Here is a 14,710-nt window from a genome sequence, read left to right on the forward strand (position 1 = left end):
TTGAGAAAAGAATCGAGGCTGACACCATGTTCGAGAATTTCACCAAGACCGTCACCAAAACCAGCGGCGCCGAGATTGTCACTGTCGTCGGTGGCGAAGGCCCGCCCTTGTTGTTGATGCACGGCAACCCGTTCAATCACCTGTCCTGGCACAAGATTGCTCCGCGCCTGGCCAGGGATTTCACCGTGGTCTGCACTGACTTGCGCGGTTACGGCGACAGCTCCAAGCCTGAGGGCGGCGGCGATCATTCGGATTATTCCTTCCGCGCCATGGCCCAGGACCAGGTTGAAGTCATGCAATCGCTGGGGTTCGAGCAGTTCTATGCCGCCGGTCACGACCGCGGCGCGCGGGTGCTGCACCGAATGTGCCTGGACCACGGCGACAAGGTGCTCAAGGCCGGTTTCGTCGACATGCTGCCGCAGCATTATTTGTTGAACAACGTGACGCGCCAGTGGGGAAAATTTTCCTGGCACTGGTTTTTCATGACTCAGGACGCACCGACCCCGGAGCGCATGATGGACGCCGATCCGGAGTTCTTCATCCGCCGCAAGCTGTCGAAGACGGACCAAGGCACCAGCTTCTTCGGGCCCGAAGCGCTGGCCGACTACATCCGCTGCATCAAGAACCCGGCCACCACCCACGCCATGTGCGAAGACTATCGCGCGACCTTCGGCATCGACCTGGACATGGACACTGCCGACTTCGACGCGGGCCGCCGGATCGACAACCCGGCGCTGATTCTCTGGGGCGAAAAGGGCGGCGTTGGCCGAAACCATAACGCCGCAGAAATCTGGAGTCGCTACGCCACCAACATCGTGCAGACCGCCACTGTGCCTTCGGGTCACTACCTGCAGGAAGAATGCCCGGACGAGACCTACGAGGTGTTGCACGGCTTCTTCAAGTAACGCAATGACAGGCGGTCCGGGATGACCGCCTGCCCACTAGAACTATAAAAAAAGGTGGAAAAAATGATTCCGACTACGCTTGCGCAAAAACGCAGGGCAACGCTGACGTTCGTGTTGCTGTGCATCATGGCTTTCATCATGTATGTGGACCGCACCAACCTGGCCGTCGCCGCTCCGACGATCAGCAAGGAGCTGGGTTTCAGCAACACCAACCTGGGCATGATGTTTTCCGCCTTCGCCATCGCCTACAGCTGTTTCATGATTCCCGGCGGCTGGTTCAGCGACCGTATCGGCTCGCGCAAGGCGATGTTGCTGTACGGCATTATCTGGTCGGTGGCGACCATTGCCACGGGGCTGGTCAGTGGTCTGGTGGTGCTGGTGATCGCACGCTTCGTGGTCGGTATCGGCGAAGCGCCGATCTACCCGACCGCCGCGCGCATGATCGCCCGCGCCATCCCCATCACCCAGCGCGGCACGGCTCAGGGCATGATGCATGCGTCGGGACGCCTGGCCAACGCACTGGCGCCGTTGATCGTGACGTTCATGATTATCCAGTTCTCGTGGCGCCTGACCTTCGTCATCCTCGGCGTGGTGACGTTGATCTACATGTTCATCATGTATTTCAGCCTGAGCGAATCGAAGAAACTGGTCGAAGCCACTGCCGCTGTAGCGCTGCCGCCCGTAGCGGCCAAACCGGTGAACTGGCCGCAGATGCTGCGCAAAGTCTGGCCGGCCGCTGCCACCTGTTTCTGTCACGGTTGGGTGCTGTGGTTCTTCCTGAACTGGATTCCGTCGTTCTTCACCCAGCGCTACGGCATGGACCTGACCCACACCGCGTTGTTTTCGACCTTCGTGCTGCTCGGCGGGACCGTCGGCACCGCGGTCGGCGGCATGCTCTCGGACTGGCGTTTCAAGGTCACCGGCAACCGTCTGCGCTCACGTCGCGACCTGATCATCTTCGGCTTCCTCGCCTCGATCATTGGCTTGATTCCGCTGATGTTCACCCACGACCTGATGATCTGCGCCTGCGGCCTGAGCTTCTCGTTCTTCTGCTCGGAACTGGCCGACTCGCCGCTGTGGGTCATCGGCACCGAGGTGTCCCACGAACACTCCGCGACCTCCAGCGCCTGCACCTTTACAGGCATGGCGTTGGCCGGTGCCGTTTCACCGGTGGTGATCGGTTGGTTGCTGGACATCACGGGGAACAACTGGGCGGTGGCGTTCGGCGCTTCCATCGCCGTGGTGTTGATGGGGCCGGTGCTGGCGATGTTTATCACGCTGGACGAGGAGCCTGCTCCAGCGCCTGTTTCATCGGTGCATTCGCAGGCGGCGGTGACCCAAAGTTAACCCTCCACATTTCACGCACGCTGGACTGATTGCCGCCGCTCACCCAGGACGGCAATCGGCTGAATGCAAACCCGCGCTCCGCCGTGTTTTCATTTCATTACGTATAAGAAGTTAACGTTGTATCGTTTGATTAACAGTCTCGTCGCGCCAGTTAAACGAGCGGTCCTGACTTTGCTGTTTTGCTCTAAACAACTTAATAAAAAAATATAAACAGAATGTATTGGTCATCTAACGTGGAGTACAGCGAAGCTGCATTCAAAAGGACCTGTGAAGATGGCCATTACCTTTGTTATTCCTGGGCAAGAGCAACTCACTCGCTCCATCGGAGCACCACTCGCACTACCCGCCGGTCTTACGCAAGGCACTGTTAAACATTCAGTGCAGGTTGCGGTGCAACGGGGTGCCATTGGCGAAGTGTCAGTGACGGCAGAGCCCGGTACAGACATTGTTGCCGTCCATATCGCAAATGGCCCGGTGCTGTTGCTTCATCCTGAAACCGCCCGAGCCTTGTTTAGCGCGCAAAGCGGAGCAGCTCGGCGCGGGGCGGCGAACGGTGTTCCCGTATCAGCCGAACTGCAATGGGAGGGGCTGGACAGTCAAACCCTTGCGACTCGCGGGGCCACCCGTGGAATTATCGGCAAAGTGTTTGTCAGCCTGTTTCAGATCATTACCGGTGCTGGCAGCGATGTGGTCACGGATATAGCGGCCGACCTGATCGTAAAAAAAGTTGATAGTCAGGTTGATCCCGGTCTTTATCGGCTCGATGCCAAAGTGTTGAACCGACTCAAAGGCACTCGGCCTGTGCAGACGAAAGACATCGTCGTCGACACCAAACCGATGCTGGTGTTATTGCACGGCACGTTCTCCAATACCCACAGCGGCTTCGGCGAATTGTGGACCCAACACCCGGCGAAAGTTGCAAGTCTGTTCAAGTACTACAGCGGCGTTTATGCCCTTGAACATCCCACTCTGGGTGCGAGTCCCATCCAAAATGCCATGGAACTGGCGAACATATTGCCGCCCAAAGCGGTCGTGCACTTGCTGTCCCATTCCCGAGGCGGACTGGTGGGCGAGGTGCTTGCGAAGGTCTGTGGCAATCCCGATCTATCGCTGGATGACTTCAACGACCTGGCTCCCGGTGACGATTATCAACGGCAGCGCGACGACTTGCGTCAGCTGCAAAAGATCGTCCAGGAAAAGCGCATCACTGTCGGGCGGTTCGTCAGGGTTGCCTGCCCGGCACGAGGTACTTTGCTAGCCTCCAATCGGCTGGACGCTTACCTGTCGGTGTTCAAATGGGCGATGGAACTGGCCGGGCTGCCGGTGCTGCCGGAAATGATCGGCTTTCTCGCCGACGTTGCGAAACACCGCACCGATCCCAAAGACATTCCTGGCCTTGCGGCGCAGATGCCGCTGAGTCCTCTGGTGCAATGGCTGCACACAATCGAAGGCCCTGCTGCCTCAGGCCAGTTGAGGGTCATCGCCGGAGATATGGAGGGCGACTCGGTCATCAGCTGGTTGAAAACACTGCTCTCCGATACGTTTTTCTGGACGGACAACGACCTGGTGGTGCAAACCAGTTCCATGTACGGCGGACCACCGCGCAAACAGGCCTCGACCTTTCTGCTCAGTCGTGGCAGCGCGGTGTCGCACTTCTCTTATTTCAGCAACCCCAATACCGCCGAGGCCGTTGTCAATGGCCTGCTGCTCGATGATCCACAAGGGTTTCGTACCATCGGGCCATTGTCCTGGGCCGGGCGATCGGAGACGGGTGATCGCGGTCGCGCAAGCGACACACCGATGAGCGACAAGCCGGCGGTGTTTCTTTTACCCGGAATCCTGGGCAGCAACCTCAAAGTGGGCGACCGCAGAATCTGGCTCAGTCCTTGGTTGATCAATGGCCTGGACAAGCTTGCCTATCGGGAGGGTGTCCCGGATGAGGTGAGTCCTGACGGGCCGGTGAACATGGTCTACGAGAACCTGGTCGAGTATCTTCGCGACAGCCATGAAGTGATCGAATTCGGTTACGACTGGCGTTTGCCGCTTGAAGACGAGGCCGTCCGTTTGGCAGATGCCGTGCAGACTGCGCTTGATGCGCGACAGTCCAGCAGGCAACCGGTTCGCCTGTTGGCGCACTCGATGGGAGGGCTGCTCGCCCGTACATTTTTACTTGAGCGCCCATTGATCTGGAAACGGATGATGGATCATGCGGACGCCCGACTGCTGATGCTCGGTACCCCCAATGCCGGCTCCTGGGCACCGATGCAAGTACTGTCCGGTGACGATTCTTTCGGTAATGGACTGGCCTTTGCCGGCGCACCCTTTCGAGCTAACGAATCGCGCAAGCTGATGGCTGAGTTTCCCGGTTTCATTCAACTGCAGGCGAGTCTGGGCGACCCTTTGTACAACCTGTCTGACGTCAAGACCTGGCAGACATTGGCTGACAATGACCGGATTTGGCTGGAGGCACGCAGCACCTGGCACTGGCTCGGTGTTCAAAAAGAGTATTACGCCTGGGGCGTGCCTACCGCTCAAGCGCTGGAAAAAGCGACGAGCTTGCGCAAGAGGCTCGATGAACAGGATTTGATCCCTTACCGCAACAAGATGCTGTTAGTCGTCGGGCATGCAACGTTTACCCCGGACGGGTTCGCCCTCGACGCTGAAAAAGGCTTCAACTACAAGGATGCCCAGGACGGTGGTGACGGGCGGGTGCCTTTGCACAGCGCCTTATTGCCGGGTGTCCGGACCTGGACTCTGGATTGCGCCCATGGTGACTTGCCCAAACAGAAATTTGCATTCGACGACTTCCTGTCGTTGCTTGAAAGTTCACGCGTCAGCACGCCCACCAGCCAATTGAAAGAGCTGAACACCCGTAGCGGAACCAGCCGGGGAGCGCTGCAGGACAACATCGAACCGACGCGTTATGTGCTCAGCCGGCCAGCTTGGGGAAGCAGCATGACCCCGCCCACGAGCGTCCATCAGGTGTTCGATGTCGCCTCTGGTGCCGACACCAGCAGAGCGCAGCCCGAGTTGCCGCCACTGAGCATTACCGTCATCAACTGCAACCTGAAATTTACCAGTGACCCATTGATCATCGGGCACTATGCCAGCGCAGGCTTGACGGGCAGCGAGCGAGTGGTTGACGAGATGGTCGGGGGGCTGTTGGGCGATGCCCTGAAGCTGGGTCTTTACCCGCTGGAGCCCTGCTCAAACCAGATATTCATGAACATCGCCATCAACGGCGAGAACCCCTTGCAGTTGCCTCGTCCGGAAGCGGCCATCGTCGTAGGCCTGGGGTCTGAAGGTAAGCTGAGTTCCACTGACCTGTTGCACACTGTTCGCCAAGGCGTTATGGCCTGGGCACAACGACTGGCGGAACAACACCATGGAATCCCCGTGCAATTCGAGATCGCTTCTGCGCTGCTAGGAAGCGGTGGTACGGGAATGTCACCGGGCCAGGCGGCAGGCTTGATTGCTCAAGGTGTCCGGGAGGCCAACCAACGCTTGCAGCAAAAAAACTGGCCGATTGTCAGGCGCCTTCACTTGACCGAGTTGTACCTGGATCGTGCTACCGAAGCCTGGCGCGCAGTACAAGTGTTGGGCGTTTCCAGACCCGAGGAATATGTGGTTGCTCCTGTCATACAGAGTGGAACCGGTTGGTTGCGCCGGCCATTGGAAGGTGGTTATCGCAGTACCAGTTACGACTTCATATCGGCGATCACCAAGTACGACCAGAATGGCTTGCCCCTTATTGCCTACACCCTGGATACCAAACGCGCCCGCGCCGAGGTCCGTGCCCAGGCGACCCAGGGGGCGTTGCTGCGAGAGCTGATCAGCTCATCGTCCAACCAGCGATCCGCCAACTCAACTATTGGCCAGATTCTGTTCAAACTGTTGATCCCCATCGAGATGGATGCCTACCTGAGTGGTACCACGGAAATCCAGATCGAGCTGGACAGTTCCACCGCGGGAATCCCCTGGGAACTGCTCGATACCCGGCGTGAGCGCAACCCCAGCACCTATGACTCAACGGTCCCTTGGGCCATTCGCGCGAAGCTGCTGCGTAAGCTGCAAACCGAAACTTTCAGAGCGCAGGTGACCGACGCTACGCCCCAGGCAGATGTGCTGATCATTGGCGAGCCAACGACCGACACGACGATTTACCCGAGGTTGCCAGGGGCACGTGCCGAGGCCAGAAACATCGCAGCCTTGTTCAAGGAGAACCTGGACAACGATCGTGTCCATGAGCTGATCGCCGAGGATACCGAGCCTTGCCTCAAGGTGAACGCCTTGGCTGTCACGGGCGCTTTACTCGAGCGGGACTGGCGTATCGTGCATATCGCCGGTCACGGCGAGCCGCCATTGTTTGAGGGAGAACTACCGAAAAACGCCGGCGATCCGCAACCCAGGCTAATCGACCCCAGAGGGGTGGTGATGTCCAACGGCATCTTCCTGGGTCCACGGGAAATGCAGAGCATGCGAGTGGTGCCGCAACTGGTGTTCATCAACTGCTGCCATCTGGCAGCGGGTAACCCGGATGACCTGCAAAAGCTGTCACACCTGCGTTATGACCGCGCCCGTTTCGCCGCTACCGTTGCCGACGAACTCATCAGCATTGGCGTGCGCTGTGTGGTCGCTGCCGGTTGGGCTGTTGAAGATGGTCCCGCCAGTGTATTTGCGACAAGTTTTTACACAGAACTGTTGGCCGGGAGACGCTTTATCGACGCCGTCGGAACAGCCCGCGAAGCGGCTTGGCGGCAATCGGGCTCGGGCAACACCTGGGCTGCCTACCAGTGTTACGGTGATCCCGACTGGGTCTTTGTCGCTAGTGATGAAGATGCCAACCAACCGGAGCCGAACCGTGAACGGGGGCTGGACAGCATTGGTTCAGCACAGGCTCTGATCGTGGCGCTGGAGATGGCGATAGATGACAGTCGTTATAAAAAAATCGACCGCGCTCGCGTACAAGGCATGATTGAGTCCCTGGAAGCCCGCTTCGGCCAACAATGGAGCGACATCGGCGAAGTCGGCGAGGCCTTCGCGCAGGCATGGGCAGAGACCGGTGATATAGACAAAGCTATTGTCTGGTTCGAGCGAGCCATTGGTGCCAATGATGGAAGTGCCAGCCTCAGGGCCAGCGAGCAATTGGGTGAGTTACGAGCGCGCAAGGCTTGGGCGGAAGTTGCGGGCGCTGTCGACAACGACGGTGAGGAAGGGCAGCAAGCCCTGCGCCGCGCCCGCAAAGAAACGGCAGATGCGATCGAAGTGCTAACCCGCGTGTGCAAATTGCAGCCCACACTGGGACGCACCAGCTTGTGCGGAGCAGCTTACAAACGGTTGGCGATGATTGAATTCCTGGCGAACAATACCGACGCGGAAAGCAAAGCGCTGGAGCATATGAAGGCGTACTACACCGAGGCTGAAGCGTGGGCTCGGATCCGCGACGCAGAGCACGTCTACCGTTCGACACTGGAGCGAATTACCGCAGGGCTTTTCAGCGGTGATCCTGCGGCTATCCAGCTTGAGCTGGACAGTCTCAAAGCGCTACTGAGTCCTTTGGTCAAGACAAACCCGGACTTCGAAAGTGTAGCGGGGCTGATTCTGGTCAATCTTTATGAAGCATTGGTCAGCAAAAAGCTGGCGAAAAACCTGCCAGTGCTACTCAGCGAGCTGGACAATCTCCATAGCCGAATCCCGGCCCCTCTGAAGTGGAGTGAGGTGCAAAGCCAGGCAGAATTCGTTTTGAGCCGCTATGCCAGGCGGGCCAGGAAAAACGAAAGTGCGGCAGTTGAAACATTGCGCAAGCGCTTGAGGGATTGGTTGCAGCCGCCCCCTCAGTAGAAACTCGACAGGCATTAATCCTGAGCAGAAAGCCCATCGTCAAAAATGCTTTCGATGGGCAGCTCAAACACTCGAGCGATATGAGATGCCAGCGGCCGGCTCGGATTGGCGTGATCCCGATCCAGCAGAACAACCGTTTTGTTCGTGCACAGAACGCGGCGATCAAAGCCAAGGGCGGTGACGCGATGATCAACACCCAGGTGCAGGAAAACTGGTTCTGGGCCTGGGTCCTGACCGGTTACACCACCAAGATCTCCGGTGATGTGGTCAAGCTGAAAAACGTTCAGTAAGCGCAGAACGTTGCCTGCTGACGCGAAAAAGCCCGGATTAACCGGGCTTTTTCATTCCTGTAGGAGCTGTCGAGTGAAACGAGGCTGCGATCTTTTGACTTTGGATTCTTAAAAACAAGATCAAAAGATCGCAGCCTCGTTTCACTCGACAGCTCCTACGGGGGGCGAGGGGGTCATTGGCGTTCCGTTACTCTGGTCTGCGGAGCCACGCGATTGCGTCCCGACCATTTCGCCTGATAGAGCTGCTGATCGGCGCGTTTGATCAACGCCGTGGTATTGCTGTCCGATGACTCGGCCAGCCCGATACCGATACTGACCGTGACGTGCCCGACCGTGGCGAAGCTAGCCGCGGCAATCGCGGCGCGTATCTTCTCGGCAACGACCTCGGGACTGTCGGGCTCCTCGACTTCCGGCAACAGCACTGCAAACTCTTCACCCCCGTAGCGGGCCACGAAATCGGTAGCGCGGGTGGTGTCTTGAATCAGCCGGGCGAGTTTGTGCAGCACTTCATCGCCAATCGCATGGCCGTGGGTGTCGTTGATTTGCTTGAAGTGGTCGGCGTCAATAAATAGCAGCGCGAAGGGCCGTCCGGTGCGTTGGAACAGCAGGTTGCACTCGTCCAGTTTTTCGTCGAATCGCCGTCGGTTGTAGACGCCGGTCAGTGCGTCGTGGGTGGCCAGTTTCAACAGGTCGGCATTGGCCTGGGTGAGGGCGGCGGTGCGTTGCGCGACGGTGGCTTCCAGCGATGCATTGGCCTCCTGCAACTCGCGCTCCTTGCCGAGCAACGACTGTGTCATGCCCTGGAGGGATTGGCCCAGTTGGGCAATCTCTCGCACCGAATGATCCCGGGGGAAGGTCACGCCGGGTTGTTGGTTCTGCACCTGTTTGGCCGATTTTGCCAGCTGCTCGATCGGGCGACTGAGGTACAGCGCCAGGTAGTAGGCCACCAGCGCGAACACGATGGCGGCAATGACGCCCAACACCAGCAACTTGTAAAACAGCACGCGTGCGGGTTGAAGCGCAATATCCAGCGGTTGCCGTACAGCGATGTACCACGTCAGGTCGGTGCTTGACGGCGTCGGCACCGCGACAACGCTGGTCAGGTAACCATTGCCCACTGACCAGCCAGCGGTGTCGGAGTGATTTTCCCGAGCCTGCGGCATGTTCGGCATGTGTTGCCCCATGAGCGCTTCCGGGTAAAGCACTTTGCCGTCGTGGTCGACGATCAGCGCCTCCACTTCAGGCGTCATGTCCTTGCGCAAAACAGCCGCATCAACAATCCGCGTCACCCAGCTCCAGTGGGCATGCGCGCCCAGCACACCGACTACCTGACCGTCGGCATTGCGGATCGGCGCGGCGAAATCGATGAAGCGCAACGGCTCACCCGTGGCGGTTCCCGGCAGCAGTTTGGCCAGCAACACCGCCTCGTGCGGATCGCCGGTGTAGGCGCCGCGCATCCCGGCCTGGAACCACGGGCGTTCCTTCACCGATTGATTCACCAGCAGACCATTCACGGCTTGCCGTACACGCCCGTCGGTATCAGCAACGCCCATCCAGGCGTACTCGGCGCGGGACTGCGAACGCAGCTCCATCGACGACAAGATGTCCGGATCGTCCAGGCCGCCATGTTTGAACAGCGGGGCTCGGCTGAGCAGGGACACTTCGAGCTGACGTTCATGCAGTTGCGCGCCCAGCAACTCGGCGGCGGACCTTGCCGTGCTCAACAACGCATTGCCGCTCGCCTGTTTCATCTGCTCGGTGGCGATGTGGCCCACGTAGAACCCCACGCTCACCAGCGTGAGCAACGACAAACCGGCAAACCAGAGAGTCAGGTGGCTTCGCAAACTGGCTTTGATCATGGGCGATATCTGGCTTTTTGAAGTCGCAGCATGGTATGCGCAATGGTTGGTCCGGTGCCAGTGGCGGCGCTTTCATGTCACGATCAGCTCGGCCAGCTGCATGACCACTACCTGACCTGCGGCATCCGCCAGCGTGATGACGTGAAACAGATGCAGCGTTACAAACCGAACCGGAAAGCGCTCAAACCGCGGTTTTGATCTGATGCGCAGTGCCGACCCGGGAGATTCAAAAGCCCCTCAGTCGGCACGACCGCGCATTTCGGCGAGAATCCTCGCGGCATCCCGTGCCGGAGGCAAGCCGAAGACGCGGGCGTAGTCGCGGCTGAATTGGGTGGCGCTTTCATAGCCGACGTCGAAAGCGGCGCTGGTAACGCTTTTAGCGTTTGCCACCAACAGTGTTCGCGCCTGAAGCAGCCTGACGCGTTTTTGATACTGCAAGGGGCTGAGCGTGGTCACAGCTTTGAAATGGCGGTGGAACGCAGAAACGCTCATCGACGCTTTCCTTGCCATTTCATCGACCCGCAACGGCTCGGCGAAGGCGCGGCGGATCCACTGGATGGCCAGGCTCACGCGAGCCATGGCCGTATCGGGCGCCGCAATTTCACGCAGCATCCAGCCGTGCGGTCCTTGCAAAACCCGATAGAGAATCTCCCGCTCGTAAACCGGGCTCAGCGCCGGGATGTCCGCCGGCCGGTCCATCAATCGCAGCATGCGCACCCAGGCATCCATCAGCTCGGGCGTGACTGCCGCCACGGAGAAGCCGGCCTCCTGCTCAGGCGGTGCGGCAGGTTTTGGCAGGTCCGTCAGCAACGTTGCCAGAACGGCAGGGTCCAGCGTCAAGGCGACGGCGAGATACGGTTCGCCGGTTGTGGCCGGATGCACACTGCCGACCGCCGGCAGTTCAATCGACATCACGAAGTACGTCGCCGGGTCATACCGCAACGTACGATCGCCGACGGTCATGGACTTACTGCCCTGCAGGATCAGGTTGATCATCGGCTCATAGACCGCCGCCAGCTGATGCTCGGGAATCGCCCCCTGAACCATCGCCACACGCGGAATGCCGGTCTCTGTACGCTTGTTTTCGGCCCTTGCGGCAAGAGCCCTGAGTTCATTCAGTTGATTTTCCATGGGGAGACATCTGACAGCAGGGTGGCGCACGGCGCAAGCAAAAAGCAGAAACAGGCAGGATTGGAGCAGGAACGGCTGCGCTCGCCAGTTGTTCTATGGTTACCGTGGTTGCTCACCTGATTAACAGTGGAGCAAGCCATGAGCGTCATCGTCATCACCGGCGGCAGTCGAGGCATCGGTGCCAGCGTCGCAGTGCAATGTGCCCGGCGCGGAATGGGCGTCATCCTGACCTACAAGAGCAACCTGCAAGCAGCCGGTTCGGTCGTTCAACGCATCCAGTCCGAGGGCGGCAAGGCCGTTGCCCTCGAACTGGATGTCAGTGATGCCGGAACGTTCGGCGTGTTCGTCGATGCGGTACGGCAGGCGCTGCAATCGAACTGGCAAGCCACGACCCTGGGCGGTCTGGTCAACAATGCAGGCCATGGCCTGTTCAATCCGATTGAGACGGTCACCGAGACGCAGTTCGACGACCTCATGAACGTTCACCTCAAGGGCCCATTCTTTTTGACCCAGGCCTTGTTGCCGCTGATGGAGGAGGGCGCGAGCATCGTCAACCTGACCAGCGCGACGACGCGCGTGGTCACCCCGGGCGTGGCGCCTTACGCCGCGTTCAAGGGCGGGCTGGAGGTACTCACTCGTTACATGGCCAAGGAGTTTGGCGAGAGGCGCATCCGTGCCAATACCGTCTCGCCCGGCGCCATTCGCACCGAACTGGGCGGTGGCTTGAGCGAGGAATTCGAGGCGCTGCTGGCCTCGCAAACGGCGCTCGGTCGTGTCGGCGAACCGGACGACGTCGGTCGCGTGATCGCCACGCTGATGTCCGAAGAAAGTGGCTGGATCAACGCGCAGTCCATTGAAGTGTCCGGCGGTTACGTCATTTGAATCAGCGAGGCGCATTCCATGCTTGATCATATTTTTGTCTCCGTGAGCGACCCCCAACGCTCCATCAATTTCTACACGGCGGCGCTCAAACCGCTGGGGATCTCCCACCGGCTGGATTACGACGGCAAGGACGGCCCGCCCGGCCACCCGGACCTCAAGGGTTTCGGCACGCAAGGCCGGGTGTTTTTCTGGCTGCGTGAAGGCGTGGTGGAGGGACGGGCTGTTCATGTCGGGTTCGTTGCGAACAGCCGGGATGAGGTCGATGCAGCCTACGCCGCTGCGATGGACGCGGGCGCGACCGATAACGGCGCCCCCGGCGCACGGCTGCATTACGACCCGAACTATTACGCTGCCAACGTACTGGACCCGGATGGGTACAGCATCGAGTTCGTCTATAAAAACTGGCAGCACCCACAATGAGCAAACTACTGATTTATGGCGCAACCGGGTACACCGGCCGGATGGTCGCAGCACAGGCAAAGGCTGTGGGGCTGGACTTCGAGATCGCCGGACGCGACGCGACAAGGGTGGCAGCGCTGGCCCGGCAGCTGAGCGTGCCTTATCGAACCTTCGCGCCAGACGCTCAAGCGGTGCAAGCGCTGAGCGGCGTCACCGTGCTGTTGAACTGCGCCGGCCCGTTTGTGCTGACGGCGGAGCCCTTGATGCGGGCCTGCATCGAGGCCGGGGTCGACTATCTCGACATCACTGCCGAGATCAACGTTTATCGACTGGCTGAGCGGTTGGGTGAGCAGGCTGGCGTGATGCTGTTGCCTGGCGTCGGCTGGGACGTTGTCCCCACGGACTGCCTTGCCATGCAGTGGTCCGCCGCGTCGAGCATCCGCAGTCGCTGCGGATCGCGCTGCAGGTCGCAGGGTCGATGTCTCGCGGATCGGCCAACAGTGTCGGCGAGATCATCGGTGCGGGCCTGATGGCGCGGGTCGACGGTGTACTCGTTCCTGCGCCGGATGCGCAACCGCGTCACTTCGATTTCGGCGCCGGGCCTGTGCTTTGCGCGCCGCTGTCGTTCGGTGACTTGGTCACCGGTGCACGTTCGACGGGTGTTCCGAACATCGCCATGTTCGTGCACATCGGTGGTGAAGCTTTTCCAGAGGGCGACTTGTCACAGCTTCCCGATGGCCCCAGCGAGCAAGAGCGCCTGTCTCACCGAGCTCGTGCGGTTGCCGAGGTGACGGGGGCAGATGGGCAGGTTGTGCGGTCGATGATCGAGACGATCAACGGCTACTCCTACACACCGTTGGCCGCCGTGGAAGCCGCACGACGCGTGCTGGCCGGGGAGCGGCGTTCCGGGTTCGAAACGCCGGGTCGTCTATTCGGGGTCGAGTTTGCCGAGAGCATTGCCGGCACGGTGATAGTTGATCTTTAAGGTTGGTGCGGAAGGCTCAGCAGGCGCTCGATCTGCGCCAGTTCCCAGGTGCTGAGCAAACTCACCGGGTCGGTGCCGTAACGTTGCCAGTGGTCGAGTTCACCTTCGCGGCCATCCGGGCTCTGGCAACGCTGGCAATGCAGCAGACGGTTGCCGTCGACACCAAGGCTCAGGCGCCAGCCGTCGATATCGACATGCACGTGGCCGGGCTCGGGTTGTTCGGCGAGGCGCGTTAGCGGCTGAACTTCCAGCGCGGCGTCGCGCAATGGCTGGTAAACCTCGCGGGCGGTCAGGGGCGGCACAGGTGTCTCCGGTGAAATCGCGGCAAGCATGGATGCCGGGTGCACAGGATAGAGGCTGCGCCTGCCGCTGTCAGCGGATAGCTTGAGGCTCACACTTGTTCGACTGCTTGCGGGCGCCGGGCAGGCTGACCTTCCTCCTCTCGAAGCTCAAGGCTCATGTCGTTGCAGCTTCGCGACCAGTCTGTCAGCCACTGCGGCATCGGTGGCGACTGTTCTGCCAAGCCCAGTTCCCGGGCGAATTCGCCGGGTGCAACCGTGCCTTTGCCGGCGCGAAACAGGCCGCGCATCACGACCACGCCGACCACGCGTCCTTTGCTCACGAAACGGTGTTCCATGAAGCTCCACTTCTCGTCCCAGCCCAGCATCCGGGTGTGAATCTCGAAGGCTTCAAACAGCTTCAGCTCGCGACGGAATTTGCCCCAGGTATCGCCAACGATCGGCACCGCTTTGTTGCGCAGCGCCACCCGGAATGCGCCGCTGCGCAGCACGTAGTCCATGCGTCCCAGGTCGGCCAGGGTGAAATAGCGGCCATTGGTCACGTGGCGGTTGAGGTCGAGGTCCAACGGCCAGACGCGCAGGCGGATGACGGTAGTGGCCAAGGCGTCGACCGGCTTGCGCCACGGACGACGAAACAGCATGAGGAACAGTCGGAACCAGAGATTCATAAGTACGCCGATGATTGAATGACCGGTGCACTTTAGGCAGTGGAGATCGGGTAAGGTAGGTGCGCAAATGACTTTTTTCATGCGAAAAGTGCAATGGGATCATT

At 59.9% G+C, this 14,710-nt stretch carries 10 protein-coding genes and 2 pseudogenes; 8 read left to right on the forward strand and 4 right to left on the reverse strand.

Features of this window, described 5'->3' with window-relative positions:
* Window positions 1-26 precede the first annotated feature (26 nt).
* The 4 genes and pseudogenes from ACA049_RS12025 to ACA049_RS12040 all read left to right on the forward strand — a co-directional run.
* Window positions 27-905: an alpha/beta fold hydrolase gene (locus tag ACA049_RS12025; protein ID WP_497335655.1), complete on the forward strand. Its 879-nt coding sequence runs from the start codon at window positions 27-29 to the stop codon at window positions 903-905.
* A 63-nt stretch (window positions 906-968) separates the two neighbouring features.
* Window positions 969-2,252 (forward strand): MFS transporter, encoded by a 1,284-nt coding sequence (locus tag ACA049_RS12030; protein ID WP_497335657.1) that lies wholly within the window; start codon window positions 969-971, stop codon window positions 2,250-2,252.
* Between the two features lie 273 nt (window positions 2,253-2,525).
* Window positions 2,526-8,093: a DUF7379 domain-containing protein gene (locus ACA049_RS12035; protein WP_497335659.1), complete on the forward strand. Its 5,568-nt coding sequence runs from the start codon at window positions 2,526-2,528 to the stop codon at window positions 8,091-8,093.
* A 107-nt stretch (window positions 8,094-8,200) separates the two neighbouring features.
* Window positions 8,201-8,383: pseudogene (locus ACA049_RS12040) on the forward strand (hypothetical protein); the annotation flags it as partial.
* Window positions 8,384-8,556: 173 nt separating this feature from the next.
* Here ACA049_RS12040 and ACA049_RS12045 read toward each other — a convergent pair.
* Entirely contained in the window at window positions 8,557-10,242 is a 1,686-nt protein-coding gene (locus ACA049_RS12045; RefSeq protein ID WP_497335661.1) for a sensor domain-containing diguanylate cyclase, read from the reverse strand.
* Window positions 10,243-10,284: 42 nt separating this feature from the next.
* Between ACA049_RS12045 and ACA049_RS12050 the strand changes: the two genes are divergently transcribed.
* Window positions 10,285-10,440, forward strand: a complete 156-nt coding sequence (locus tag ACA049_RS12050; protein WP_497337029.1) for a hypothetical protein — start codon at window positions 10,285-10,287, stop codon at window positions 10,438-10,440.
* Window positions 10,441-10,479: 39 nt separating this feature from the next.
* Here the strand turns inward: ACA049_RS12050 and ACA049_RS12055 are convergent, their stop codons facing one another.
* Complete coding sequence (locus ACA049_RS12055) at window positions 10,480-11,373, reverse strand: AraC family transcriptional regulator (RefSeq protein ID WP_497335663.1); 894 nt, start codon at window positions 11,371-11,373, stop codon at window positions 10,480-10,482.
* A gap of 138 nt (window positions 11,374-11,511) precedes the next feature.
* On the opposite strand from ACA049_RS12055, the gene ACA049_RS12060 reads away from it, so the two are divergent.
* From ACA049_RS12060 to ACA049_RS12070, 3 genes and pseudogenes are all read left to right on the forward strand, one after another.
* Complete coding sequence (locus tag ACA049_RS12060) at window positions 11,512-12,255, forward strand: SDR family NAD(P)-dependent oxidoreductase (protein WP_497335665.1); 744 nt, start codon at window positions 11,512-11,514, stop codon at window positions 12,253-12,255.
* 18 nt (window positions 12,256-12,273) lie between these two features.
* Window positions 12,274-12,675, forward strand: coding sequence for a VOC family protein (locus ACA049_RS12065; protein WP_497335667.1), 402 nt, complete (start codon window positions 12,274-12,276; stop codon window positions 12,673-12,675).
* Window positions 12,672-13,639, forward strand: a pseudogene (locus ACA049_RS12070) (saccharopine dehydrogenase family protein). Before ACA049_RS12065 ends, ACA049_RS12070 begins: the two are co-directional and overlap by 4 nt.
* On the opposite strand, the gene ACA049_RS12075 reads toward ACA049_RS12070, so the two are convergent.
* Both ACA049_RS12075 and ACA049_RS12080 read right to left on the reverse strand, forming a co-directional pair.
* A complete protein-coding gene (locus tag ACA049_RS12075; protein WP_497335669.1) occupies window positions 13,636-13,941 on the reverse strand; it encodes a DUF7693 family protein in 306 nt (101 codons plus the stop codon). The pseudogene ACA049_RS12070 and the gene ACA049_RS12075 overlap by 4 nt on opposite strands.
* Before the next feature lie 89 nt (window positions 13,942-14,030).
* Window positions 14,031-14,606: a thioesterase family protein gene (locus tag ACA049_RS12080; protein WP_497335671.1), complete on the reverse strand. Its 576-nt coding sequence runs from the start codon at window positions 14,604-14,606 to the stop codon at window positions 14,031-14,033.
* Between the last annotated feature and the right edge of the window lie 104 nt (window positions 14,607-14,710).

This window comes from Pseudomonas sp. LBUM1662 (genome assembly GCF_059695915.1).

What these genes read in the sequence shown, in the direction of transcription:
- ACA049_RS12025 (WP_497335655.1), top strand. Translation starts at nt 27, where the DNA reads ATGTTCGAGAATTTCACCAAGACCGTCACCAAAACCAGCGGCGCCGAG.
- ACA049_RS12030 (WP_497335657.1), top strand. Translation starts at nt 969, where the DNA reads ATGATTCCGACTACGCTTGCGCAAAAACGCAGGGCAACGCTGACGTTC.
- ACA049_RS12035 (WP_497335659.1), top strand. Translation starts at nt 2,526, where the DNA reads ATGGCCATTACCTTTGTTATTCCTGGGCAAGAGCAACTCACTCGCTCC.
- ACA049_RS12045 (WP_497335661.1), bottom strand. Translation starts at nt 10,242, where the DNA reads ATGATCAAAGCCAGTTTGCGAAGCCACCTGACTCTCTGGTTTGCCGGT.
- ACA049_RS12050 (WP_497337029.1), top strand. Translation starts at nt 10,285, where the DNA reads ATGGTTGGTCCGGTGCCAGTGGCGGCGCTTTCATGTCACGATCAGCTC.
- ACA049_RS12055 (WP_497335663.1), bottom strand. Translation starts at nt 11,373, where the DNA reads ATGGAAAATCAACTGAATGAACTCAGGGCTCTTGCCGCAAGGGCCGAA.
- ACA049_RS12060 (WP_497335665.1), top strand. Translation starts at nt 11,512, where the DNA reads ATGAGCGTCATCGTCATCACCGGCGGCAGTCGAGGCATCGGTGCCAGC.
- ACA049_RS12065 (WP_497335667.1), top strand. Translation starts at nt 12,274, where the DNA reads ATGCTTGATCATATTTTTGTCTCCGTGAGCGACCCCCAACGCTCCATC.
- ACA049_RS12080 (WP_497335671.1), bottom strand. Translation starts at nt 14,606, where the DNA reads ATGAATCTCTGGTTCCGACTGTTCCTCATGCTGTTTCGTCGTCCGTGG.